General features: G+C 44.6%; 22 protein-coding genes and 1 pseudogene. 17 read left to right on the forward strand and 6 right to left on the reverse strand.

Annotation, left to right across the window (positions count from 1 at the left end; all coding sequences use genetic code 11):
• Nucleotides 1-12 precede the first annotated feature (12 nt).
• From R8806_RS08590 to R8806_RS08600, 3 genes are all read right to left on the reverse strand, one after another.
• Nucleotides 13-1,506: a 4Fe-4S binding protein gene (locus R8806_RS08590; protein ID WP_124318160.1), complete on the reverse strand. Its 1,494-nt coding sequence runs from the start codon at nucleotides 1,504-1,506 to the stop codon at nucleotides 13-15.
• A 270-nt stretch (nucleotides 1,507-1,776) separates the two neighbouring features.
• Complete coding sequence (locus R8806_RS08595) at nucleotides 1,777-2,925, reverse strand: serine hydrolase domain-containing protein (RefSeq protein ID WP_124318389.1); 1,149 nt, start codon at nucleotides 2,923-2,925, stop codon at nucleotides 1,777-1,779.
• Nucleotides 2,909-3,397, reverse strand: a complete 489-nt coding sequence (locus tag R8806_RS08600) for a YhcH/YjgK/YiaL family protein (protein WP_151412098.1) — start codon at nucleotides 3,395-3,397, stop codon at nucleotides 2,909-2,911. The genes R8806_RS08595 and R8806_RS08600 overlap by 17 nt, the downstream gene beginning before the upstream one ends.
• 168 nt (nucleotides 3,398-3,565) lie before the next feature.
• On the opposite strand from R8806_RS08600, the gene R8806_RS08605 reads away from it, so the two are divergent.
• The 10 genes from R8806_RS08605 (at nucleotide 3,566) to R8806_RS08650 (ending at nucleotide 13,538) form a co-directional block, all read left to right on the forward strand.
• Complete coding sequence (locus R8806_RS08605) at nucleotides 3,566-5,332, forward strand: hypothetical protein (RefSeq protein WP_124318249.1); 1,767 nt, start codon at nucleotides 3,566-3,568, stop codon at nucleotides 5,330-5,332.
• Between the two features lie 75 nt (nucleotides 5,333-5,407).
• Nucleotides 5,408-6,292: a GTPase Era gene (gene era, locus R8806_RS08610; protein ID WP_087421181.1), complete on the forward strand. Its 885-nt coding sequence runs from the start codon at nucleotides 5,408-5,410 to the stop codon at nucleotides 6,290-6,292.
• A gap of 36 nt (nucleotides 6,293-6,328) precedes the next feature.
• Nucleotides 6,329-7,636: a ribosome biogenesis GTPase Der gene (der, locus tag R8806_RS08615; RefSeq protein ID WP_151412097.1), complete on the forward strand. Its 1,308-nt coding sequence runs from the start codon at nucleotides 6,329-6,331 to the stop codon at nucleotides 7,634-7,636.
• A 74-nt stretch (nucleotides 7,637-7,710) separates the two neighbouring features.
• Nucleotides 7,711-8,127, forward strand: coding sequence for a SoxR reducing system RseC family protein (locus tag R8806_RS08620; RefSeq protein ID WP_124318281.1), 417 nt, complete (start codon nucleotides 7,711-7,713; stop codon nucleotides 8,125-8,127).
• Between the two features lie 65 nt (nucleotides 8,128-8,192).
• Nucleotides 8,193-9,059 (forward strand): Fe-S cluster domain-containing protein, encoded by an 867-nt coding sequence (locus tag R8806_RS08625; RefSeq protein WP_151412096.1) that lies wholly within the window; start codon nucleotides 8,193-8,195, stop codon nucleotides 9,057-9,059.
• A gap of 128 nt (nucleotides 9,060-9,187) precedes the next feature.
• On the forward strand, nucleotides 9,188-10,519 hold the full coding sequence (gene rsxC / locus R8806_RS08630; protein WP_124315616.1) for an electron transport complex subunit RsxC: 1,332 nt from the start codon (nucleotides 9,188-9,190) through the stop codon (nucleotides 10,517-10,519).
• A gap of 121 nt (nucleotides 10,520-10,640) precedes the next feature.
• On the forward strand, nucleotides 10,641-11,615 hold the full coding sequence (locus R8806_RS08635; RefSeq protein WP_124315617.1) for an RnfABCDGE type electron transport complex subunit D: 975 nt from the start codon (nucleotides 10,641-10,643) through the stop codon (nucleotides 11,613-11,615).
• Between the two features lie 76 nt (nucleotides 11,616-11,691).
• Complete coding sequence (locus R8806_RS08640) at nucleotides 11,692-12,273, forward strand: RnfABCDGE type electron transport complex subunit G (protein WP_164719531.1); 582 nt, start codon at nucleotides 11,692-11,694, stop codon at nucleotides 12,271-12,273.
• Between the two features lie 28 nt (nucleotides 12,274-12,301).
• Nucleotides 12,302-12,889, forward strand: coding sequence for an RnfABCDGE type electron transport complex subunit E (locus R8806_RS08645; protein ID WP_087421176.1), 588 nt, complete (start codon nucleotides 12,302-12,304; stop codon nucleotides 12,887-12,889).
• Nucleotides 12,890-12,965: 76 nt separating this feature from the next.
• Nucleotides 12,966-13,538: an electron transport complex protein RnfA gene (locus R8806_RS08650; protein ID WP_087421175.1), complete on the forward strand. Its 573-nt coding sequence runs from the start codon at nucleotides 12,966-12,968 to the stop codon at nucleotides 13,536-13,538.
• Nucleotides 13,539-13,686: 148 nt separating this feature from the next.
• On the opposite strand, the gene R8806_RS08655 is transcribed toward R8806_RS08650, so the two are convergent.
• Nucleotides 13,687-14,340 carry an HAD family hydrolase gene (locus tag R8806_RS08655; RefSeq protein WP_124315618.1) on the reverse strand — a complete coding sequence of 218 codons (654 nt, stop codon included), beginning with the start codon at nucleotides 14,338-14,340 and terminating at the stop codon, nucleotides 13,687-13,689.
• A gap of 125 nt (nucleotides 14,341-14,465) precedes the next feature.
• Between R8806_RS08655 and R8806_RS08660 the strand changes: the two genes are divergently transcribed.
• Nucleotides 14,466-15,869 carry a CCA tRNA nucleotidyltransferase gene (locus tag R8806_RS08660; protein WP_124315619.1) on the forward strand — a complete coding sequence of 468 codons (1,404 nt, stop codon included), beginning with the start codon at nucleotides 14,466-14,468 and terminating at the stop codon, nucleotides 15,867-15,869.
• A 3-nt stretch (nucleotides 15,870-15,872) separates the two neighbouring features.
• On the opposite strand, the gene rsgA is transcribed toward R8806_RS08660, so the two are convergent.
• Both rsgA and R8806_RS08670 read right to left on the reverse strand, forming a co-directional pair.
• Complete coding sequence (gene rsgA / locus R8806_RS08665) at nucleotides 15,873-16,928, reverse strand: ribosome small subunit-dependent GTPase A (protein ID WP_124315620.1); 1,056 nt, start codon at nucleotides 16,926-16,928, stop codon at nucleotides 15,873-15,875.
• Complete coding sequence (locus R8806_RS08670; RefSeq protein ID WP_124315621.1) at nucleotides 16,928-17,704, reverse strand: class I SAM-dependent methyltransferase; 777 nt, start codon at nucleotides 17,702-17,704, stop codon at nucleotides 16,928-16,930. Before R8806_RS08670 ends, rsgA begins: the two co-directional genes overlap by 1 nt.
• A 605-nt stretch (nucleotides 17,705-18,309) precedes the next feature.
• Between R8806_RS08670 and R8806_RS08675 the strand changes: the two genes are divergently transcribed.
• The 6 genes and pseudogenes from R8806_RS08675 (at nucleotide 18,310) to R8806_RS08700 (ending at nucleotide 26,470) form a co-directional block, all read left to right on the forward strand.
• Nucleotides 18,310-18,876, forward strand: coding sequence for an RNA polymerase sigma-70 factor (locus tag R8806_RS08675; protein WP_124315622.1), 567 nt, complete (start codon nucleotides 18,310-18,312; stop codon nucleotides 18,874-18,876).
• Between the two features lie 61 nt (nucleotides 18,877-18,937).
• A pseudogene (locus tag R8806_RS08680) lies at nucleotides 18,938-19,285 on the forward strand (PD-(D/E)XK nuclease domain-containing protein); the annotation flags it as partial.
• A 126-nt stretch (nucleotides 19,286-19,411) separates the two neighbouring features.
• The gene (locus R8806_RS08685; protein WP_164719532.1) at nucleotides 19,412-20,599 is read left to right on the forward strand and encodes a FecR family protein; all 1,188 of its coding nucleotides are present in this window, start codon (nucleotides 19,412-19,414) and stop codon (nucleotides 20,597-20,599) included.
• 73 nt (nucleotides 20,600-20,672) lie between these two features.
• A complete protein-coding gene (locus tag R8806_RS08690) occupies nucleotides 20,673-24,221 on the forward strand; it encodes a SusC/RagA family TonB-linked outer membrane protein (RefSeq protein WP_229783022.1) in 3,549 nt (1,182 codons plus the stop codon).
• Between the two features lie 12 nt (nucleotides 24,222-24,233).
• Complete coding sequence (locus R8806_RS08695) at nucleotides 24,234-25,793, forward strand: RagB/SusD family nutrient uptake outer membrane protein (RefSeq protein ID WP_124315625.1); 1,560 nt, start codon at nucleotides 24,234-24,236, stop codon at nucleotides 25,791-25,793.
• Nucleotides 25,778-26,470 carry a hypothetical protein gene (locus tag R8806_RS08700; RefSeq protein ID WP_229783021.1) on the forward strand — a complete coding sequence of 231 codons (693 nt, stop codon included), beginning with the start codon at nucleotides 25,778-25,780 and terminating at the stop codon, nucleotides 26,468-26,470. The genes R8806_RS08695 and R8806_RS08700 overlap by 16 nt, the downstream gene beginning before the upstream one ends.
• The last annotated feature ends 2 nt before the right edge of the window (nucleotides 26,471-26,472 follow it).

The raw sequence follows: 26,472 nt of genomic DNA on the forward strand, positions 1-26,472 counted from the left end.
TACTCGTAATTTTTAGATCGTTCTGTGCTGTTCATGTCCTTCCACGTAAATGGCACTGAATGGACGTGCCGGACAAAGATTCTCGCAAGCCCCGCAACCGATACAACGTTCCACATTCACAACCGGAATCTTCAAAGAATCCGCATCATCTGCATCGGAAGGAACCATCGTAATCGCTCCCGTCGGACAATGCCGGGCACAGTTGCCACACGCCACCTTATCCCGAAGTGGTACGCAATTCTTCTCTACCCACACGGCATGACCAATCTGTGTGGCCGACTTATCCGCCGGGGTAAGTTTCAAGATTGCTCCTGCCGGACATACCTCCGAACATTTCGTACATTCCGGTCGGCAATACCCTCTCTCGTATGACATCTCCGGTTGCATAAGCGTTTCCAACTTGGTAGAGGGACGTAACACCTGATTCGGACATACCGAAACACAAAGCTGACAACCGGTACAATGTGTCCGCATATTACGTAGCCCTTTGGCTCCCGGTGGAACAAGCGGTGTCATCCGGGCAGGGACTTTCTTATCGAGAATAACAGCCAAACCGCCATCCACCTTTTTCTCCTGCGCCTTGACAGCCGAAGAAACAAGAACCAGTCCCATCCCGGTCAAGAAACTACGACGAGCATTATTTGTATTTCCCGTTTCGGAAGTTTCTTTTATCTCTTTTTTCCCAAACCGATATTTATAACTGATCGCACCATGCTTACAGGAATCAATACAATCCATACAAGTCACACAACGACTATAATCAATCCGATGATCCTTGTAATTAATGCAAGCCGCCTTGCATTTACGGGAACATAAACTACAATTTGTACATTTCTCCGCATCAATCTCCGGACGAAACAAGGAATACCGGGAGAAGAATCCCAACACCGTACCTATCGGACAGATCGTGTTGCAATAGGTTCGACCATTTCGCCATGCCAGTACGACTAACACGACAAACGTGCCCGCCGCAATAATAAACGTCGGCAAACTCTTCAGCCATACCGAGGTCTCGTAAAAAGCGTAGCTATCACTCCTTTCGGCAAAATAAGCCAACACGTTATTTCCCCACTGGTACACGGGAGCGAAAAGATTCGAAACGATTCGCCCGTAAGAACTATACGGAGCCAACAATGCCACCACCGAACCAATTCCGGCAATCATGGCAATAATAAACACTCCCAACACCCCGTACCGTAACCACGAAACCGCAGGAGAATACGAAAAACGATATTTCTTTTTCTTTCGCCGTCCGCTAAACCAAGACACTACATCCTGAAACACACCCAACGGACAAATCACCGAACAATACACCCGTCCGAACACGAGCGTCAATACCACCCATAAAAGAATGACCCCGACATTCAAGGCCAGCACGGCCGGCAGGAACTGTATCTTCGCCAGCCATCCGAACCACCCGTGTAATGTTCCCGTGAAATCGAGAAACAACAAGGTGATCAAGATAAAAAACACAAGGGCTACTATTAATCTGATTCTGCGTAGCATAAGCTGTTATTTTAGTTATTAAAACATTACAAAATTATGGAATGTTTACACTATAATTTGTACACGAATTACAGATTAAGATACCAAAATTACTGATATAAGCAAGAAAATACATAGATCTACCGATATTGTTTCGGTGAAGACAGGGCATAAAGACGTATCAACTTCGTATCAAAGACGTATCAAAGACGTTCGTGAACGTCTTTGATACGTCTTTGATCTGAAATTGCAATTTATTTGCCCCCGATATACCCTAGCGATTCAACCTTTCTACTTCCTGTTATCCAATATTTTCGTCCCGATATCCATGTAACGATACACATCCCGGGTGGTCTCCCGGATACGTTCCTCGTCCTTTTTATGCCCCAACCGGACAATTATGGCATTCTTTTCGGGAATAGCAATAATATACTGTCCCAACATTCCCCGGAAATAGGGATTCTGTTGCCCTTTATAGTTCATAATCCAAATCTGGAAACCATAATAATCCAAAGAATCCTTCCCCCACTCGTCCTTCAGATACCCCGCCGGACTCATGGCCTCGTTGATATATTCTTCCGAAACCAACTGTTTCCCGTTCCAGTTCCCGTGATGCAACATCAAACGGGCAAAACGAGCAATTTCCCTTGCCGTGGTGTGAAAACAGCAGAAAGATTTCTCGTCCCCGTCCTTTTTATCCAACAACCAATAAGCATCTTGACAGACTTGCATCGGTTTCCATAACTTCTCTTCGGCATAATCACTAATGCTCTTTCCGGTCGCTTTCTCCACGACAAAAGCCAATATCTGTGTATCCCCGCTCCGGTATGAAAATTGTTTCCCCGGTTCCTCGATCACGTCCAACGTAGTCACTAAATCATAAAGATCGTTCCCGTAGTAGCCATGTGTAGTTACCGAAAACAGCGACGCGTAAGCCTCATCCCAATTCAACCCGCCACTCATGGTTAACAAATTGCGAATCGTGATATTTTTCTTTTTTCCCTCGTTAAATTCCGGGATATATTTCCCCACCGGATCGTCCAGACTGGCAATTTTCCCCTCGTCATAAGCAATGCCGACCAACAGCCCCACGATACTCTTTGTCGATGAAAATATATTCGATGTCTTCGTGTCATTCCAACCGGAACGATACTCCTCGTACACGATACTATCATTCTGGATCACCAGAAAAGAAACCGTACGAAAATCATTCAAGTAAGCATCATCCTCCGGACTCAACTCGTATGTGTTATAATCCTTGGCAATCCCCCACGTCCAGCACGTGTCGGCCTTCCGCACCGTATGCTTGTCAAACATCGACAAATCATCTATCGACGGGTACCAGTAAAGCAAAGCCTGCCGTGCATAATAAGGCAGACAGAAATAAGCAATCCCCAGCACCACCACAACCGTCAAAAGTATCTTATATCTTTTCTTCATTTTCAATTCTCCATTTCCAATTTTCAATTTTCCTGACTTTCGCCACCATCTTCCGGATCACCCCTTCCCCGATACAAGGAGCATGAGCATCTTCCGGGAAAAAGATCACGAACTCTCCGGGAGATAACGTGAACACCCGCTCCACCGGATCCCGGTAAAAAGTAAAATCACCTGCGCCATCATACGGCGCCCGTTCCTCGCCCAACAGCCTTTTAGCCTTCCAGCCATATCCTTCAGGTGTACTCAAAGGCATTTGAATATCAATATATTTATCATGCCGTTCGTAAACAGCCTCCTCAATTTTTCGTCCTTTGGCATCTTCAATTTTCAGATAGGCATTATCTCCGTCAATGTCAATTCGCCCCACGGGCATACTTGCCAAATCATGCGTTTTTATATAGTCAAAGACAACTTTAAAATACGGGTTCAACCCCTCAATTCGTTCGCTATTAGCCAGTACGTCTACAATCATAATTTTATTTCAATTTTTTTATACAACAAAGATAACGAAAATACGTTAACAACAAGAAAACCAAGCAAGAACAACGCACATTTTCTTCTAAAAAATGTGTTCATTGCCCGGTTTCCATCATATTCTAGGCCAAACGTTATATTTAGAACTACATAAATTTTAGTCACTATGAAAAACTCATACCTTACGATGATCGTTTTCACGATTTTTACCATCAGTTTTTGCTCCCAAACGCAGGCACAAAAACAGAGCCGCGTGGAAAGACTATACCAACACATCGCTTGGTCCGAAGGAGACAAGTACGATCGGTTGAGAGAAAGAATGGACACCAAAAGTATGGATGCCTACAAAAATGAAATCACCTTAGCCGATGCCCTCAGACAATTGTTACTGACACCCGGCATCAATGCCATCGAACCCTACCTGAAAAGCGACATGACCATCCAGCAACAAGATGGCGGCGCCCGGTTACGTTCGTTCTGCCAAGCAGCAAACCTCAACGTCAACCTTTTTCGTCACAAAGCAGACTCCACGATCTTTGCTTTGCTTGTTTATTCCAAGGATCAACTTGAAGATTCCCGTACAGTACTTGCACAAATAAAAAAATACGATTACAACATTGACCCCGATATTTACGAGGCGATCGTCCGGCTAAAGGAAAAAGTGCAATATGCAGACCTGAAAGCCCAGCCGACACAGGCAAAATGTGACACTTATTTCAAAGACTTTCACAACCAATACAACTATGTCGAGGTGGCCAAAATATACAATGATCTGTTATACAAAGCCGCCCTTGACAAGCAAAACGATTCAACCATTCTCTGTTATTTTAATGACACCACGCTAAAAACATTCTACGCCAACACCAAGGAACCGCGTCCCTACTTGACTGAAGTACAAAAACTCTATGACGACTGCCTGTTCAAAGCGATACAAACGGCCACTTCCCCGGAAGCACAAAAACATTGTATCAATGCTTATATCGAATGTCCCTATCTAGCCGGATGTAACCGCAGATACCTGCCACAAGTGGAATACGCTAACGACAGCATAGACCTGATCATTCTCGTTTCACAGGTGGATTCTTTCCCACGCCTTCCGCTAATCAAGGCTTACCTTCAAACACATAAATACAAGCAATTCCGGGACAAAGCCCAACAGTTAAGGGAACAATTTATCGACTCGATGATTTATATATCTCCCACGATCACTCGTTGTTACTCTGGAACAAACATCGTCCGGGAAACTAGAACTCACAATGACTCACTCACAATCACCACATACCAATACTCCCCTCAAGGACTTTTAACACGGATCATTCAAAGCACACGACTGCAAAAAGATTCCACTACCACCACCCCGTTGAACTTGATTGTCACAACATTCAGGTACAACAACCTCGGTAAATGCTACGAAGAGGAAACCATTGATTCCCTTACCAAAGCAACCGTATGCCTAATCAATTATCAGTATGACACGACCTCTCATCCCGTCATGAAAACGACCAAGTGGAACCACGGGCAAAACACTATTGACTATTACAATCACCGAGGACAGGTCAACCGGACACAAGAATACCGGAACGGGCTGATTTGCGCTCAAACAGACTACACTTACGACACTCAAGGCCGTCTCTCCGGTAAAATATGGATAAACACCAGACCGGATACCGACCATCCCGCCACAAAACAAGTCACCCTTTACACGTATGATCCATTCGGCTACCTTGTAAGCATTTCCTACGTGAAGGAAAACCTGCAAAATGAAAAAATAACAAGTAACATGACACTAACTTACGACGAATTCGGCAACCCGATCAATCCTAATTACCAATATACTTACGACCAGACCGGAACATGGACCAGTAAAACGAGCAAGACGAACCCGGCGGACAGCGAGAAAATCGCTTATGTCTACAAGCAAAACAAAAAATAGACCCGCACATTTTCGTTTAGGCTTTCAATTTTCAATTAGTTATCGTACCTTTGTGTCCAATTAATTTTTAAATAAATGGAGCACAGAGCAGGTTTTGTCAATATCTTAGGAAACCCCAACGTGGGGAAATCAACCTTGATGAATCGACTAGTCGGGGAGAAATTATCGATTATCACGTCCAAATCCCAAACCACGCGTCACCGGATCAAGGGGATCGTGAACGGAGAGGACTTCCAGATCGTGTTTTCCGATACCCCGGGGGTCGTGAAACCCAGTTACAAGATGCAGGAATATATGCTTGATTTCTCGAAAAGCGCCATTATCGATGCCGACATCATCCTCTATGTCACCGACGTGGTGGAGAATATCGAAAAGAACGCGGACTTTATCGAGAAAGTGAAACAAAGCGAAGTTCCCATCCTTCTGGTGTTGAACAAAATTGACCTGACCACCCCGGATAAACTGGATGCCCTGTTCGACAAGTGGAAAGAAATCATCCCGCGAGCTGAAATATTCCCGATCTCGGCTACCGAGAATTTCAACGTGGACAATTTATACAAGCGAATCTTGGAATTGTTACCCGTGGGAGAACCCTATTTCGACAAAGAAGAGATGACCGATATGCCGGCACGCTTTTTCGTAACCGAAATTATCCGGGAAAAGATTTTGTTGAACTACGATAAAGAAATTCCTTATTCTGTCGAGGTTGTCGTGGAAGAATTCAAGGAAGAAACCAAACGTATCAACATCATGGCCGTGATCAACGTGGAACGGGATTCCCAAAAAGGCATCATTATCGGGCATCAGGGAGCCGCGCTGAAAAAAGTCGGTACGGAAGCCCGTGTTGACATCGAAGCCTTCTTCGGGAAAAAAGTATTCCTGAACCTGTACGTCAAAGTCCTCAAAGACTGGCGGAACAAGGAAAACGACCTGAAACGCTTCGGTTACAAACAACTTTAATTTTTTAGTTTTTATCTTTTAACTTTTATCTTTCCAATGAGTAATATTGTTGCAATAGTAGGACGTCCCAACGTGGGAAAATCAACACTTTTCAATCGTTTAGTCGGTGGTCGGAAAGCCATCGTGAACGAGGAAAGCGGGGTGACCCGTGACCGGAATTACGGAAAATCAGAGTGGAACGGCAAAGAATTCTCGGTGATTGACACCGGAGGATACGTTTCCAACAGTTCGGACATCTTCGAGGAGGAGATCAACAAACAGGTATTACTCGCCATGGACGAGGCCGACGTGATCCTGTTCGTCTGCGACGTGGAACTCGGGATTACCGATCTGGACCACAGTTTCGCCCGTATGCTTCGGAAAGTCAACAAGCCCATCTATCTCGTGGCAAACAAAGTTGATAACGGAGAACGTCTCTACGATGTCCACGAATTCTATAAACTGGGAGTCGGAGAAGAGATTTTCCCCATAGCATCCATCAACGGTTCGGGAACAGGAGAACTACTTGACAAGCTGGTTTCACACTTCACCACCGACCCGCTCGAAGACATGGAAGAACTTCCCAAGATCGCTATCGTGGGACGCCCTAACGTGGGAAAATCCTCCACGATCAACGCCCTTATCGGGGAAGAACGTAATATCGTAACCGATATTGCCGGAACAACTCGCGATACGATTACAACCCGCTACAATCGTTTCGGGCACGACTTTTTGCTGGTGGACACCGCAGGATTACGTAAGAAAGCGAAAGTCAATGAAGACGTGGAATTCTATTCCGTGATGCGTTCCGTGCGTGCAATCGAAGACAGTGACGTGTGTATGCTGCTGATTGATGCAACCCGGGGAATGGAATCTCAGGACTTGAACATATTCCACCTCATCGAGCGTAACCAAAAAGGCGTGGTAGTCCTCGTGAACAAGTGGGACCTAATCGAGAAAGATAACAAAACGACGATCAATTTCGAAAAAGAACTGCGGGCAAAAATGGCTCCCTTCAACGACGTGGAGATCATTTTCACCTCGGCTCTCACGAAGCAACGTCTGTTGAAAGCGCTTGAATCGGCCATCCAGACCTACGAAAGCCGGAAACAAAAACTGAAAACATCCGAACTGAACCGCGTCATGCTGGAAGAGATCGAAAACTTCCCTCCCCCCAGCTTGAAAGGAAAATATATCCGCATAAAATACGTGACACAATTACCGTCGAAAACCCCAACTTTCGCATTCTATTGCAACTTACCGCAATACGTGAAAGACCCCTACAAGCGTTTCTTGGAAAATAAAATCCGGGAACACTGGAAGTTCACGGGTGTACCGATTCAGATTTTCATGCGTAAAAAATAAAAAATGAAAACCATCCTCGCTGCAGGATGGTTTTTATTTTATCATTATATTTGCTCTATTCAAAGAATCATATTATGGCAAAAAATACAATAGAACATGATGGAATCGTGACACAGGTGGCTGATACCTTTATTATAGTGACCATACAAAACCAAACAGCCTGTGCGGGATGTCATGCCAAAGGAGCTTGTGGTATGTCGGAAATGGCCTTGAAGAGCATCACGGCAGAAAAACCAAATGAAGAGATCAAAATAGGAGACAAAGTAATCGTCAGTGCCAGTACTCAAAATGCCATGCTTTCCGTGCTGTTGGCATACATTGTTCCTTCTGTTTTAATTATCGTTATTTTGACCTTGCTTATCCTTGCCGGAGTCAGTGAAGTTATGGCCGCTACATTATCCCTGATTGCAATATCGGCCTACTTTATTTGCCTGTATTTACTAAGAAACAAGTTTGCCCAAAAAATAAAATTCAAGGTTAAAATAGCATAACCTAGAAAAAAATAATAACTTTACGGGCGTTATAACAAACTAGAGGAGACAAAACAAACACCTTTATGATGACTACTACCATTATTTACACCATTATTTCTTTGTGCGCTATTGGGATCGCGTCTGCCGTGATTCTCTATTTTGTCGCGCAAAAATTCAAGGTCGAGGAAGACCCTAGAATTGATACCGTGGAAAGCATCCTGCCGGGAGCAAATTGCGGAGGATGTGGCAAACCCGGGTGTAGGGGATTTGCGGAAGCCACGGTAAAGGCTACTTCTTTAGATGGACTGTTTTGTCCGGTTGGAGGGGCGGAAACCATGACGAAAGTTGCCGCAGCCTTAGGCATGGAAGTAACGGTACAAACCCCGCAAATCGCGGTGGTAAGATGCAACGGCACGTGTGACCATCGTCAACGTACCAGTCAATATGACGGTTACAAATCATGCGCCATCGAACATTCCCTTTACCGGGGTGAAACCGATTGTACTTTCGGTTGTCTGGGTTGCGGGGATTGCGTAACAGCCTGTCCGTTCGATGCCATTCACATGGACGAGAACGGTCTCCCGGTCGTTTCCGAGGAGAAGTGCGTAGCGTGTGGAGCCTGCGTGAAGGCCTGTCCGAGAAACATCATCGAGTTACGAAACAAAGGAGTGAAAGGTCGGCGAGTTTTTGTTTGCTGCGTGAACAAAGACAAGGGGAACATTGCCCGCAAAGCCTGTACAGCAGCCTGCATCGGATGTGGGAAATGCGTGAAAGAATGTCCTTTCGAGGCCATCACGCTAGAAAACAATTTGGCATACATCGATTTCCGCAAGTGCAGACTTTGCCGGAAATGTGTCAGTGTTTGCCCGACACACGCAATCCACGAGGTTAATTTTCCTCCCCGGAAAATCACCGAACCTGCTGATCAATTGAAAACTGAAACGAATTAATTTACAATTTATGAATTACGGTTTACGATGAATAAAATCTTAAATCAAGAAATCATAAATCTTAAATCAACAAATTCATCCGTTTTTCAATCTAAAATTTAAAATCTAAAATCTAAAATTAATACACCGTGCTTAAGACATTTAAAATTGGGGGAGTTCACCCACCAGAAAATAAATTATCAGCACAAGGGGAAATTATCACCCTTCCCCTCCCCGAACAAGTAACCATACCCTTATCACAACATATCGGGGCTCCTGCCGTTCCCACGGTGAAAAAAGGAGATCAAGTAAAAGTAGGACAAATCATCGGTCAGGCTGCCGGCTTTATATCGGCAAACATTCATAGTTCCGTGTCCGGAACCGTTATGTCACTTGATCCGGTAGTCGACGCCAGCGGTTACCCCCGCCCGGCTGTAACCATTAAAGTAGAAGGTGACGAATGGGATGAAAACATCCTAAAAGATCCCATCAACAAACAACCCGGTACATTCACAAAAGAAGAGATTCTGGCAGCTATCAGTGCGGCAGGAATCGTCGGTATGGGTGGTGCCACCTTCCCGACACAGGTGAAACTATCGCCCCCTCCCGGAAGTACTGCCGAGGTACTTATCATCAACGGTGTGGAATGTGAGCCTTACCTCACGGCAGACCACCGCTTGATGCTGGAGCACGGGAAAGAACTGATCATCGGTATCGAACTCATCATGAAAGCCCTCGGCGTGAAACGCACAATCGTGGGAATCGAAAACAATAAACGAGACGCCATTGAAGAACTGGGTAAACTAGCCAGACTGGCGGACGGAATCGAGATATGCCCGTTAAAAATACAATACCCGCAAGGAGGTGAAAAACAATTGATACAAGCCACCACCGGAAAATTCGTTCCATCGGGCGGACTACCCATTGCCGTTGGGGCTGTGGTGCAGAACGTGGGTACCGTGTATGCAGTGTACGAGGCAGTCATGAAACATAAGCCCTTGTTCGAACGGGTAGTCACGGTTACCGGAAAATCTTTAAAAGAACCGGGTAATTACCTTTGCCGCATCGGAACCCCGATCTCACAACTGATCGAGGCTGCCGGGGGATTGCCCGAAGACACGGGTAAAGTGATTGGAGGAGGCCCCATGATGGGGAAAGCCTTGACCAACACGAACATTCCCGTCACGAAAGGCACGAGTGGCATCTTACTTATGCGTCAAGAAGAATCTACCCGTAAAGAGTATCGGAACTGCATCCGCTGTTCGAAATGCGTTAGCGTGTGTCCCATGGGATTGGAACCCTATTATTTGATGTTACTTGGAGAACACAACAAGCTGGAAATGCTGGAATCAGAAAAGGTCATGGACTGTATCGAATGTGGTTCATGTAGTTTTACCTGTCCGGCAAACCGTCCGTTGCTTGACGTGATCCGTCTGGGGAAAGCCAGAACAGGTCAAATGATCCGGTCGAGAAAAAAATAAAAAATTAATTTAGAATGAATCGATTCAGAGATTGCCGATTAAATGATTTAATGATTAACAAGCGTTGACTCGTGGGTGGAAATCACAGAATCGGAAACCACTAATCACTAAATAAAAAAATATGAGTAATTTCACCATATCCCCCTCCCCCCACGTTCACGGCGGGGATTCGATAGAAAAAAATATGTACGGCGTGCTTATCGCGTTAGTACCGACGTTTATCTTTTCTATCGTATTTTTCGGGCTGGGAGCCATTCTGGTAACCCTCACCTCGGTAGTTGCCTGCCTTGTATTCGAATACGTTATTCAAAAATACCTCATGAAACAACGTCCCACGATATGGGACGGGTCAGCCATCATCACGGGAGTATTGCTGGCATTTAACCTTCCCTCGTCTCTTCCCTTGTGGATCGTGGTCATCGGGGCATTGGTTGCCATCGGTATCGGTAAGATGAGTTTCGGAGGATTAGGAAACAATATTTTCAACCCGGCTCTCGTGGGTCGTGTTTTCCTGTTGATCTCGTTCCCGGTACAAATGACCACTTGGCCTGTACCGAACGGATTCGCCACGGCGGATGCAGTAACCGGGGCTACACCACTAGCACTTGTAAAAGAGGCCGTTAAGAACGGACAAGCTGTCGGAGACGCACTCTCTTCAGCCGGATTCTCTACCGGTAACTTGATTCTCGGTAACATTGGGGGTAGTTTGGGAGAAGTTGCCGCTATCGGACTTTTATTAGGATTCGCTTATATGCTGATCCGTAAGATCATCAGTTGGCACATCCCGGTGGCCATTTTCGCCACGGTTATCGTGTTCTCCGGGATTCTGAACCTAGCTGATCCGGCACAATTTGCCGGTCCAGTTTTCCATCTCTTTACAGGAGGTTTGATGTTGGGAGCCATCTTTATGGCCACGGATTACGTAACCTCTCCCATGACACATAAAGGAATGCTTATTTACGGTGTCGGTATCGGGCTGTTGACCGTAATCATCCGTGTATTCGGGGCTTACCCGGAAGGAATGTCTTTCGCCATCCTGATCATGAACGGATTCACACCGCTGATAAACAGATATTGTAAACCCCGACGATTTTAAATTTACTAATTGTAGATTGTAAATTACTTACAAATGGAATTTAAAATTTAAAATCTAAAATTTAAAATCTAAACTGATGGGAAAGAAATTAGAATCAAGCTTTAAGAATATGGTACTGGTGTTATTCTTGGTAACACTGGTTTCCTCAGCCGCCGTGGGAGTTGTGAACTCACTCACGTCCGGGTTAATTGAAAAAGTAAAAATTGAAAAACAAGTACAGGCCATTCGTGCCGTGGTTCCCGCTTTCGATAATGACCCGATGACGGAAAAACAAATCGTGGAAGTAGATGGAGGAAAATTAGAATTCTATCCGGCCAAAGCAAACGGGCAACTCGTGGGAACAGCCATTAAAACGTTCACGAATAACGGTTTCAGTGGTCTTGTTGAACTGATGGTCGGATTCACTCCAGACGGAAATGTATACAACTATTCCGTACTAAGCCATAAAGAAACCCCGGGTCTGGGATCCAAGATGGATGCATGGTTCGTGAAAGGAGCCAAAGGTGATATTACCGGAAAGACTCCGGGTTCACAAGGACTTCAGGTTTCAAAGGACGGAGGAGACGTGGATGCAATCACGGCTGCAACAATTTCATCCAGAGCCTTCCTAGATGCAGTAAACCGGGCGGCAAAAGCATTGGCAGAATCCGCAAAATAACACGTAAAATCAATGAAAGAATAAAGATATGAACAACTGGCAAACTTTTACCAAAGGGTTCTTCAAGGAAAATCCGACCTTCGTACTCCTTCTCGGGATGTGTCCCACGCTAGGAGTTACCACCTCTGCCATTAACGGCTTGGGAATGGGATTAGCCACGGCTTTCGTTCTGGTACTATCCAATCTGGCCATCTCGCTCGTGGCAAACCTGATTCCCGACAAAATCCGGATTCCCGGTTTTATCGTGATCATCGCCGCATTCGTTACCGTGGTCGATATGTGCATGGCAGCTTACCTGCCGAGCTTGCACGAATCTTTGGGATTATTCATTCCGTTGATCGTGGTGAACTGTATCGTGCTGGGACGAGCTGAATCATTCGCATCCAAAAACAAGGCCATTCCTTCCATGCTGGACGGTTTAGGTATCGGCCTCGGTTTCGCGATGGCATTAACGATATTAGGTTCTATCCGTGAAATTCTAGGTAGTGGGAAATTTTTCAACATGACCCTTTACAATGAAAATTACGGAATGCTCGTTTTCGTTCTGGCTCCGGGAGCGTTTATCGCTTTGGGTTACCTGATCGCATTCATCAACAGAATAAGAAAAACCAACTAATTGTAAATTTTAGATTGTAAATTGTAAATTGAAAAAGCAATCTAAAATTTAAAATTTAAAATCTAAAATTAGAAACATGGAATACGTTTTTATATTTATAGCCGCCGTATTTGTCAACAACATCGTGTTGGCACAATTCTTGGGAATCTGCCCGTTCCTAGGGGTTTCCAAGAGCGTACCCACGGCACTCGGTATGACGGGAGCCGTTACGTTCGTGATGATTCTGGCAACCATGGTAACATTTATCGTACAGAAAACCGTACTTGACCCGTTCGGCATCGGATTCATGCAAACCATCGTGTTTATCTTGATCATTGCCGCCCTCGTTCAGATGGTGGAAATCATTCTGAAAAAGGTAAGTCCGTCACTTTATCAAGCATTAGGAGTTTTCCTACCCCTAATCACGACAAACTGTGCCGTACTTGGTGTGGCCATCATGGTGATTCAAAAAGATTATAACTTACTGGAATCCGTCGTGTTTGCAGCCTCAACCGCATTAGGTTTCGGATTAGCTTTAACCATCTTTGCAGGAATCCGGGAACAACTGGAACTATCCTCCATTCCTCAAGGCATGAAAGGAACCCCCATCGCACTGGTTACAGCCGGATTGCTGGCCATGGCATTCATGGGATTTTCGGGTATCGTGTAATGGGTCAAAAGTTCATAAGGTTTATAAATCTATAAGGTCCTTGGACCCTTGCAGGTGCTTTGTCAACGGCAATTCTGAGTTGCCATTCAATATTACCCGAAGGACACCCGTCACTTTATGAACCTTATGAACTTTACAAACTTTCGACTCACCTTTCCATTAAGCCGATAAACTCATCATACACGCATCCCGTGAAATCGGAAAGCACCCAATCGACTTTATCCTGTATCTTCTCTCTCGGGTTCGTGGTTGTCAGACCGATAACTTTCATTCCCGCACGTCGGCCGGCCTCGATCCCGGAAAAAGAGTCTTCGAAGACACAGCAAACATCCACTTCCATCTGCAACTCCCGTGCTGCCAGCAAATAACACTCCGGATCGGGTTTAGACCGAGTAATCTTATCTGCCGTAATCACACGTTCAAATAACTCGGTAAACTCCGGATGAGCCATTAGCACATGAGCCATCTTCTTGTTGTTTGAACTGGTAACCAGTGCGGTTCTCACCCCATGTTTCTGTAACGTCCGGATAAAAAGCTCCACACCGGGGAAGTAGGGGAAATCCATCCGGCTCTCGAACTCGTCAAGTTCCAGAGAAATCTGTTGTTGCAAAGCAACATTTCCCTCGAAATAATTCTTCAGAATCAATTCCATCGTTTGCCCCTTGATCATCTTGTGAAATTCCGGTTTATCCGGATGGTAACGTCTTCCTTGTTCCCGCCAGAAATTATCGTACTGCCCTTCCGTGTCAAGCACCACCCCATCCATATCGAATAATGCCGCTAATCGTCGCTCTCTATCCATAATCTTTATTCTCAATAATACATAGGTCACAAAAATATCGAAAAAAGGGTAATCCGGACAAATCCGAAACAATTTATTTGGTCTGTACGGGATAACTTGATAATTTTGCAACCAAAATAAAGAATATGCAGTTAACTCATCCTATTTTTAAGATATTATCCGGAATCGCGGCAGAGAAAGGGTTGGAAATTTACGTTATCGGGGGATACGTGCGCGACCTGATATTACACCGTCCCTCCAAAGATATTGATATTGTCGTGTTGGGGAGCGGGATCGAATTAGCTGAGACGGCTGCCAAACAACTCGGAGACTTAACGGTTTCCGTGTTTAAAAATTTCGGAACGGCCATGTTCCGCTATAAAGGAGTAGAGATTGAATTCGTGGGAGCCCGCAAGGAATCCTACCATCTCGATTCCCGTAAACCCGTCGTCGAAGAAGGCACCATCGACGACGACCAGAAACGGCGTGATTTCACGATCAACGCTTTGGCCATATCCTTGAACCAAGAAAACTACGGGACACTTGTTGACCCGTTCGAGGGACTTCAGGATTTGGAGAACGGGATATTAAAAACACCCCTTGATCCGATCATCACGTTTTCCGATGATCCCTTGCGTATGATGCGGGCCGTCCGTTTTGCCTCACAATTGAATTTCACGATCGAACCCGTGACATTTGAAAGTATCATCGCTAATCGGGATCGGTTGAAAATCGTCTCCAAAGAGCGCATCATGGACGAGTTTAACAAGATCATGGTCTCACCGAAACCTTCCGTGGGATTAAAATTACTGGAACAATCCGGCCTGTTGAGTGTCTTCTTCCCGGAACTATCCGCTTTAAAAGGCGTGGAACACGTGGACGGCATCGGACACAAAGATAACTTTTACCACACGCTGACTGTCGTGGACTCGGTAAGCCGTGTTTCCGACAACCTGTGGTTACGCTGGGCAGCTTTACTGCATGACATAGCCAAACCGGTCACCAAAAAATTCATTCCGGGACAAGGCTGGACTTTTTACGGCCACAATCACGTGGGCGAACGTATGGTCGGAAGATTATTCAACCGCCTGAAACTCCCCCAAAATGAAAAGATGAAATACGTGCAAAAACTGGTCGGTCTCCATATGCGCCCGATCGTTCTCTCGGAAGACACCGTGACGGATTCTGCCGTGCGTCGCCTCCTTTTTGATGCGGGTGACGACATCGACGACTTGATGACACTTGCCGAGGCGGACATCACGTCCAAAAATGAAGAGAAAGTTCGTCGATTCTTGGCAAATTTTCAGATCGTGCGCCAGAAATTGAAAGAAGTCGAAGAGAAGGATGCGATCCGGAATTTCCAACCTCCCGTCAGCGGGGAAGAGATCATGGAGACATTTCAACTCCCACCCTGCAAGGCAATCGGGGATATTAAAAATGCCATCAAAGAAGCTATCCTTGATGGCATAATCAGCAATAATCCCACTGAGGCCCGTGAATACATGTTCCAAGTAGCGGCAGAACTAGGGATTCAGAAAAAAAGTGAATAGAGATCAGAAATGATCCTTGCGTTTCTTCACTTCATCCACGAGTTTCGTGAAAGATTTCTCTTTTTTCCGTTTCTCGTGTTCGGAGGCAGAGAAATGCCACGTTTCCCGTCGAAGTTTCAAATAACTCTCGTAAACCTGACGATCTAGTATACCACGACTCACCGCATCCAACACGGCACAACCCGGCTCATTGATATGCTCGCAATCCTTGAAACGACACGATTGTGCGTAGTCAGTAATCTCCAGTATCTCATCAAGCGCACCGGAATCATCAACCGCAAGACCGAATTCCCGAACCCCGGGAGTATCAATCAAGACACCGCCTCCATCCATCAACACCATCTCCCGACGGGTCGAAGTATGACGCCCCTTTCCCGTGGATTGACTTATTCCGGACGTGAGTAACACGGATTTCTCACAAAGTGCATTCACCAGAGAACTTTTCCCGACACCCGAAGAACCGACAAACACGACCGTCTCCCCCGCCGCGATAAATTCTCTTAAACGAAAAATCGTCCGAGACTCGTGAATACTCGTGTAAAACACCGGAATCTGCCGGGTAACGTGCCGTATTTGCTCTTCCACTTTTTGTTGGTCAAAACCTAAGTCGACTTTATTAAGCACCAGCACGGGAATAATATTTTCTTCCCGCATCTGAACCATAAAGCGCTCAGCACGACGAACATTGAAATTATCATCCAGACTTTGCACGATAAAGGCTTTGTCAACATGAGCCGCTATGGCTTGTTTTTCGGCAACCGTTCCGTTTTTTCTGCGGGACAAAGTACGTGACCGAGGCAACATATCCACGATAATCCCCATTCCCTCATCAAACGGCTGAAAGATCACCCAATCCCCGGTGCAGGGTAATTCGAAATCCGACTTCCCGTACATCATGTTTCCTGTCAACTCGCACCGGAACACTCCGCTCCCGGCAACCACCTCGTAACACGTCCGGTGTACAATAGCGACACGCCCATGTGTGAGAGTTCCATACGTCGATTCCTGTTTCAGTTGGTTTAACTTGTCATTCCAACCATAACGATTTAAATCTATCATTACTTTATCTTTTTAGCGATATAAAATACATAACCGTAAAACTCCTTGTACTTACGGTATAGTTCAGCCTCGTGATGCTGAAAACTTATTAGTTCCTCGACCGTTTTATTCCCGGCATATTTCCGGCTGAATATCTCCCGGGCTTTAACTAACGGGGTAAAATAGTTCTCCGTCCAGCAATATTCCGGCAGGATAAAAGTCGCCACGGGGATATACCCCGCTTTCTGAATCTGGGCGACTTTATTGGGTATCGTGTCGATCTCCTCGTAAACGGACATCCAAAAATCATGGATCTCTGCCGGACGTTCTTCGGTAAACCACGAACTCTCGGAAACGGCAACATATCCTCCCGTCTTCAGATATTTGCGCCACTCGTTCAATCCCCGCTCAAAACCGATATTATAAATAGCACCTTCCGACCAGATCAAGTCTAATTCTTCCTCCCCGAAAGGCAACGCATCCATTGAACCGACTATGCCTTTCACCCGTTCTTGAAGATTCAACACCCTAGCGTTATGATTAAAACGCTCCACGAATCCCGGAAAAAAATCGAGTCCTGTAATCTGCCCCGGAGCGTGCCGTGCCAGCGTCATCGTCTGTCCTCCCGTCCCGCATCCCAAGTCTGCAATCCGGGAATGATCCGTAAGATGGTCTATAAAGCTTAACGCTTTAAGCGTTACTTCGGGACTTCCGGGTCCCTGCCGTTCTGTATTCAAGAAAAATTCGCAAATTAAATTAACGTCGATTCCAAGAATGGTATTATTTTCGTTACTCATGATTGATCAATATAAAGCATACACGTGAAAGCATAATTCTACTTTCCTCGTTGTACACGGATTAAAAATTCAAATTATAATAATAGAAAAATCACCCCCCGGAAAGAGCTTTCCGAAAGCAAGCGAAGGGACAACCTGTATCAGAAATACAGATTGTTTATTACACCAAATCCGATTGTAATTTAGTTTTTAACATGATGTAAAGATACACATATTTTATTCATTTGAAAATAATTGTCTCTATTTTCGTATAAGTTGGTCATCCCCTCGTCATACGTACACTGTCACTCAAGCATATCTCTCCAATGAATAAATATACTACACGACCGAGCCATCCAGCAAATATAATCGTATCAAAAATCAATTTTATCGAACAAGAATGCAAGGGGAATGCAGGATGAATGCTCCGTGGTCTAAATGAACTATCAGGAAACTATTAAGAAAAAGTAAAACGAGGATAGCCTAACACTAAGGTAGTCCCAGTGTAATTTTAATGATACGCTCTAGCAGAAACGCATTCAATATTTTGTAAATATTCCAATTTAGTTTATATTTGCCACGAATAAATAAAAAGATTCACGTTCGTATCGGCAAAATAATAACACGTGGCAACAATAACACCTTTAAATTCTAGTTCCATCTATGACGAAAAAATCGTTCGGGAACTTTTCGAACAGCACTACACGCCCTTGGTGTTATTCGCAAAAGGCTATATTCCCGACTTGGACACGGACAAAGATGTTGTGCAGGAAGTGTTTCTCTCGTTAATCGAATCCCAAGAGACATTCAATGACGTGGATAATCTAAAAGCCTATCTATACGGTACGGTCAGGCACAAATGCCTGAAATATCTCCGCCACGAAGAGGTAAAAAGACGCTACCAAAAATATATGCAAAGCGAGGCTCCGGATGAAACCAGAACTTACGAAGAACGTGTTCTTGAAGAAGAGGTTTACGCTCTCTTGATAAAAGCCATTCAGAACTTACCGGAACAATGCCAAAAAGTGTACTTGCTTGTTTTAGAAGGTAAAAGCAATCAAGAGATTGCCCATCAACTCCAACTAAACATCGAAACCGTCAAATCCCACAAGCAGGTCGGGAAAAAGTTGCTTTACGATCAACTGAAACACATTATTCCCGTCGGGATTCTTATTTTCTTGCTGGAATTTTAGACGGCTTCATCCCATTATTTGTGTTTGCCCGTTTACAATTTATTCTCTACCTTTGTTACTAATGACCCGGTTGCGAGCCTTCTTTGCCGATTTCCCCTATGAGTTAAATGCCCAGACAGAACGACATTATCAAGTCGTATCCTATCTCGTTTTCAAACTCATGGGACAGTTTGTAGATGCTGAAATACGTAGTGCCACCAGACGGGCTGATGCCGTGGTTAAAACTCCCAAATACATCTATGTATTTGAATTCAAACTGGATGGCAGTACGGAACAAGCCCTGCAACAAATTGACAACGGGGGCTATTTGATCCCGTACACGGCAGACAGCCGACAACTTATGAAAGTCGGAGTTAATTTCAATGCCGAAAAAAGAAATATCGGGGAATGGAAGATTAAAAATGAATAACATACTCATCTTTACAAGAAAACACCTATCACCGTAATCACAATATTGCAATATTTTCAAAAATAATTCATTTTTGACTCACTCTTTTTTACGCTCAAGGGGACTTACTATCAAATGAGCGAAAAGATGAGTCAAAAAGAGAATAATATATTTCAGTTAGCCCGCATCATTGCAGCGTCTCTTAGAGGGAAAGCAAATGATGAAGAACAACGCACCTTGAGGGAATGGTTATCCGTTTCCACAAGAAACGAAAAGATTTATGACGGATTCAAAGACGGAAAGCGTCTGGAACAAAAAATAGTCGAATCCCGACAGATCAATTGGGAGAAAGACTATCAACAATTCATCACTAAACGGCAACGCACCCGCAAGAACAGAAGGATGAAAACGATCATCCGTTACGCGGCAATACTCACTCTTCCGATCGTGGCGGCAAGTATTTTCCTACTTCAAAAGAACGATCGGCAAGCCATCGTCTCTATTTCAGAAGTCATCAAGCCGGGAGAACACAAGGCAGTACTAATCACGGGCGGAGGCGATAGAATCACGTTGTCGGATAGCACGTTATCCCCGATACAGGAACAAAACGGGATGATCGTGAACGTCATGAACAACAAGGTCTTCTATACTCTACCGGAAGATAGCTTATGCACACAAGAAAGCCCTATATTCAACACCTTGCAGATTCCCCGAGGCGGGGAATATTTCCTGACACTTGCCGACGGTACGGAAGTATGGCTGAATGCCGAGACGGAAATCCGTTACCCGGTACAGTTTACAGGCAACAAACGTGTCGTTTACCTTGACGGGGAGGCTTATTTCACGGTAGCCCCGGACAAGAAGAAACCCTTCACGGTTGTCTCCACTCATGCCAGCGTGTCCGTGCTGGGAACACAATTCAACTTCCGAGCTTATCCCGACGAGCAGGACGTGCAGACCACTCTCGTTTCCGGTTCCGTGATCATGCAATCGGAAAAATACAAACAACAGGTCAAGCTGGTCCCCGGCGAACAAGGCGTTCTGGAAAAGAGGTCCGCCAATCTCACGAAACTGGAAGTGAACACGTACCTCTACACGGCATGGAAAGACGGGCGTTTCGCTTTCCGTGATGCACGGTTGGAAGATCTGTTCAACATTCTAGCCCGCTGGTATGACCTCAGCGTCTTCTACCAGTCCCCGGAAGCCAAAGACATCCGGTTCACGGGTGACCTGAACAAAACCGATGATTTCAAATCCATATTAAAAATAATTGAACAAAATGAACGAGTGACATTTACAGTAAATCAACGCACAGTTTTTATTCAAGCGAAATAAAAAAGGCATCTGACGCTCGCAACATCAAATGCCCAAACTATTTTCTAGTTCTCATTAAAAACATTACAAATGTATGAAAAAAATGGACAAAAACAGCCATTCCTCGGGTGGATTATGGCAAAAACAAGTAAGAATTATGAAGTTATGCTTTATCTTGACATTTATCGGCATCCTACACCTTTCGGCTGCCACCTATTCACAAGATACGCGGTTGGACCTGAAGGTTAAGAACGCTTCTCTGGAAAGCGTGATGAACGACATCCGCACGCAATCGGAGTATAGCTTTTTCTTCGATGACATCGCCGTGAAAAAAATCTCGAATATCACGCTGGACCTGAAAGGGGCCACGATAGAAGAAGTATTGGCTACTTGCCTGAAAAACACGGGATTCTCGTTCCGAGTTCTCGACAAGACGATTATTCTCTTCCGGGAACAAGCGAAAAACGACAAAAAGAAACTATTCATCATTCAGGGGAAGGTGTTGGACGAAAATAACAAACCGATGCCGGGAGTAACCGTCCTGCTGGATAGCACAAAAGTAGGAACCTCCACGGACATCGCCGGACATTTCGTACTTCCGTTACCCGAAGCCAAAGGTACTCTCGTGTTCTCGTTTATCGGCTACAAAACCCAAAAAGTAAAATACACGGACGGCAAATTAGTCATGGTAAAAATGCAGGCTGATGTGTCGGGATTGGATGAAGTACAAGTAGTTGCTTACGGTTCACAAAAGAAACGGACTCTTGTCAGTTCTATCTCCACGTTGAAAGCCGATGAAATGAAAGAACTCCCGACACATAGCCTGGAGAGCCTGTTACAAGGACACATGGCAGGAGTCGAAGTAAATAATCTTTCCGGAGCTCCCGGAGGTGGCGGAGCCATCGTGGCTATCCGGGGTTATAACTCATTCTTCGTTGACGGAGAAGGCAGCGACCGGAATTACGGAACGCCCCTTTACGTGGTTGACGGAGTCCCGATGCAAGCCTTTACTTCCCCGATCACGGGTACAAACACGCTATCCGATCTGGACCCGTCAATGATTGAATCTATCGAGGTTCTGAAAGATGCCGCCTCTGCTGCCATCTACGGCTCACGTGCCGGGAACGGGGTCATCCTGATTACCACCAAGAAAGGACGTGCCGGGAAAGCACAATTTGTTGCAAATGCCTCTTATTCCGCCTCTTGGTTACCGGAAACGATCAAAGTATGGGGAGGTAACATCATCCGGAATTACAACATGAATGCATACAGGAATACCGTGAAACCCTATCAATCCGCAAACGGTAAATGGGTTATACCCAACTCCTACGAAGAAGTATATAAATACACAAAAAACAACGATTTCCCTATTTACAATTACTTTTTCGGTAATCGGGACGGAGGACAAAACGCTTACATGTTACAAGATAGTTTGAACCCGTTCTACAACAATTCCACGGATTGGAACAGATATGCCTACCGAACTGCAAAAGTGTATAACGCCAACCTACAAGCAAGCGGGGGAAGCGAGAATTTCCGCTACATGATCGGAGCCGGATATTACAAGGAAGAAGGAATCATGATCGGGACAGACTTCGAACGTGTCAACGTGATAACCAATTTATCCGCACAACCCACGAAAAAAATCCAACTGGACAACCAAATATCCCTATCTTACAGTGACAGAAGCCGGGGAGGACGAGGTGGCTCCGGTCAGAAAATCGAGGGAATCAGCGTCGATCCGAACACCCAATCCTCTCTCCTACCGGGCAGTGACTATATTAAAGACAATCTTTTGGAAGCATTGAACAATAACATAGAAAAGAATCTGAGTTACTCCTTACGTTACAATCTGGTACTTGATTACGAAATCATCCATAACATGCACTTGAAAGTGTCAGGCGGCCTTGACTATAATCAACAAAATCAAAATAACTTCCGTCCTAGCACGGCAGACACGGATTTCCACCGTTCCTATACAAAAGGAAGCATAGGCAGAAGCTTGTCTATCCTCAACGAGAATTTACTCTCTTACCAATTCAAAATAAAAGAACATCATTATTTTGACATATTACTAGGACTTTCTTACCAAAAAGACCAGACCTACCTGAATGAAGGAAGTGCCAAAGACGGCCCTAATGACTACGTACATTACGCTAGCGGGCAGTGGGGTAACAGCAGTGGACTGGTTAATGAAAACTGGGGAAGCGACAAGGACAGTAATCCCACATGGAAGTCCGCCAGTACATACAAATCCAGTCTTGAAGAAGAACGCATGAACAGTTATTTCGGACGGCTGAGATACAATTTCAAAGAGAAATACATGCTGGAAGCTACGATCCGCCGGGACGGCTCCTCTGTATTCGGAGAAGACGTGCGCTGGGCTACCTTCCCCTCTGTGGCTGCAGGCTGGATTTTCTCGGATGAACCTTTTATAAAGAAATTCTACTGGCTAAGCTTCGGAAAAATCCGTGCCAGTTGGGGACGTTCAGGACAAAAGTTTTACCAACCTTACCTGGCACATGGCCTGATGGGCCCCAGCGGACAATATTTTCTGGGAAAAGAAGGAATGATGCCAGATCGCTTGGGTGGACTTTTAAACCGGAAATTAAGTTGGGAAAAAACCGACCAATATGATCTCGGCTTGGATGTCAGTTTTCTTGACTACCGAATTAAAATGACATTGGATTATTACTACCGCTACACGAAAGGTCAGCTAAGACAAGTAGACTTACCTGGCAACCTAAACCTGATGACATTCCAATGGCAGAATGCCCTTGCCGTATCCAACGAAGGGTTGGAAATGGAATTAACGGCTGATATATTCCGGGAAACTACAGTAAAATGGAGAACGAAAATAAATGTATCCAGAAACTGGAACCGTTTCGAAAAGAGTGGTGACGGTTACGACTATGGAAATAATATTATCGGGAAACCACTGTACAACATTTTGGCGTATAAAATGGAAGGCTTTTATAACAATATGGATGAGATTCCCTATTATTTAAGACCCAGTGGAATGTTATATCCGCTTGGTACAACCAGTGGCGTATTCTTTACCGGAACTCGTCGTTTGGCAGACTTAAACGGCAACGGGTCTATCACGGACAACGATATGTATTATGCGGCAAGTCCCCTTCCGGTTGCTCATGGTGGAATCATCAATGAAATCACTTGGAAACAATTTGACTTGAATATTTTCTTCATATACTCTATCGGGAGACACATTTTAAGAACCTATGATGACCGCTCTTTAACCCCCAATGCAGATGGAGCTCCTTTATATGTCAACGTGGAAAAAATAAATGCATGGACTGGAGAAGAAAACAGCAAACCGAAATATCCTCATTTGATTGCCTATGAAGTAGGCAATCAATACAGCGGACGATATGATTGTGATATTGAGAAAGTACACATGCTTCGACTGAAACAATTGACTCTAGGATACAATCTGCACCAGCAATTCGCACAAAAAATCGGATTGACAAGCGCCCGTATATTTTTGACAGCCGAGAATCTATTCTTGCTTACTAATTATTCCGGCTTAGATCCTGAAATTGTGGACATTACCAAAGGCATTGATAATAGCGGAGCATATCCCCTACCCCGGAAATTCTCTGTCGGATTAACTGTAAACTTTTAACACGTGTTGATTATGAAAAAAATAATATTCCTTTTATTATTCCTGCCATTTTACTCGTGTAACGACTGGCTGGATGTGGAATCGGAAATTTCCGTCACATACCGGAATTATTTCCAAAGTGAAAGCGACTTAGAAAAGATTCTGGTAACCATGTTCGGTTCCGAAAAAAACATTCTCGCTTATGGAGGTCGTTATCTTGATTATGTAGGACTCCCGTGTGATTACCCAAGTACATATACAAAACCTTACCAAGAATTAAATTATGAAACTTTTTGGAGTAAAGGATGTGACAATTTTATGTCATGGAGTACTTACTACGCAACAATTTATATGGCAAACTTTCTACGGGATAACCAGTATCGAATCAAGAATATTCCTAAAGAACGTGTAAATTACTGGATGGCACAAGCAAATTTTATCAAAGGATTAATGTATTTCAAAATAGCCCAACACTGGGGAGAGGCTCCGATCGCTCCCGGTTCAGAGGAAGCAGAAGCCCGTGCCAAAAGCCCGGTTGACACCGTTCTTGCAGAAGCAATCCGTTGTGCGAAAGCAGCCTTGATTCTCCCACCCCATGATAAATTAACAGATGCCAACGGCGCAGCGATAACTTCACGACAATATGCCAGCTTGGGATCCGTACACACGCTACTGGCAAATATTTATGCATGGATGGGAGGACTCTATGATAAAGAAGAGTTCTGGAAAAAAGCCGAACAAGAGGCATCCTTGGTAATTGAGGGGAAAGCTGGATTTTATGATCTGGAAAATAATATCAGCTTGCTGATCCAAAATACGTTAGGTAAAGCAAGAGCCACCAAAGAAGTTATCTTTTCAATAGAAGTCAATGAACAAGATGACCGGTGGTATGATATAGCTAACCTTGAATTACGTTATCCCGGTACCCTGCTAATCAACTACCCTTACACGGAAACTGATCCCAGAAAAATAAATAATGCTCTTAGAGAAGAACGAATCTCGGTAAATGCCGTGAAACAACTTTTCCCAGACCCGGAAGATCAACGAAGAAAAGAATACTGGTACAAATTAGGAGAAGAGCTTACCATTGAAGGAGAAGAAACTCCTTTCAAGCCTCGTTTTGCCTACATTAATAAATGGCGGGATGCGGTAAAAACCACTAATCCTGTATTCATCATGCAAAATATCGGTGTTATAGCAATGGACGGGAACCGCATTATATGGCGTTTGGCTGACCTGATTCTTTTACGGGCAGAATGTAGGGCCCATCTGGGGATGACAACCGAAGCCCTAAAAGACCTGGACCGGATAAGGGACCGTGCCGGATTAAAAGGATATACAGGAGCCACGAACAAAACCTCTTTGTTAAAAGAAATCTTCCATGAACGGGAAAGAGAATTGTTCGGCGAAGGCGAACGTTATTTTGATATTGTCCGTAACGGTTATTTCCGGGAAGAACTGAAAGGCAATTACAAAACCTTGTCCGAACAGGATGTAAAAGACGGGGCTCTTTATTTACGTATACACAACAATGCATTCACTAAAAATCCATTAATGAAACAAAATTTATTCTGGTTATGGCATCAAAATTAAATTATATCACAATAGATCTTATACTTCTGACCACACTCTGTATGTGTTCATGCACAAAGTATAATTATGTTGACGGCGGCACGGCAAATGGCATACATAATTGTTCCATGTGGGAATATTTCGAAAGTCATCTCACGGACTGGGATTCGACAATGATCATGATCGAACATGCCGGGTTAAAACCCATTTTTGAAGGCAAAGGCGGCTACGATCAGATTTCATTTTTCGGAGTCACGAGTTTAAGTATTGTCCATTTCATCTTGGACCATAATCAAGAACTGGACGATTTGAAAGATTATTACGGTGAAGAAGTGGATGAAAGCGAATACTGGCACCGGGTAACAGACATCCCGGCAGAAACTTGTGCCAGAATCTTAAAGGACTTGATCATCACGAAACGCTTGATGCTGGAAGAGGTACCCGAAGGTTACCGGACACAGGAAGGCCTGACTAATGAAGAATCAGGGGGAATGGTGGTTCCGACACTAGGCCGTTCCTTGTTTATTTGGACATACTGGGAAGATTACGGCGGAGTGGAGAAAGCCGGAGCCCATCAATTATGGATAGCGAAACAGGGAAACGGAAACACGGACTGGCGGGTCGCCTCTACCAACATCCAGACGAACAACGGTGTGGTTCACGCCCTAGGATATGACCTTCAATTGATTAATTTTTAAAT

It is taken from the genome of Butyricimonas faecihominis (assembly GCF_033096445.1).
GTDB classification, from domain to species: domain Bacteria; phylum Bacteroidota; class Bacteroidia; order Bacteroidales; family Marinifilaceae; genus Butyricimonas; species Butyricimonas faecihominis.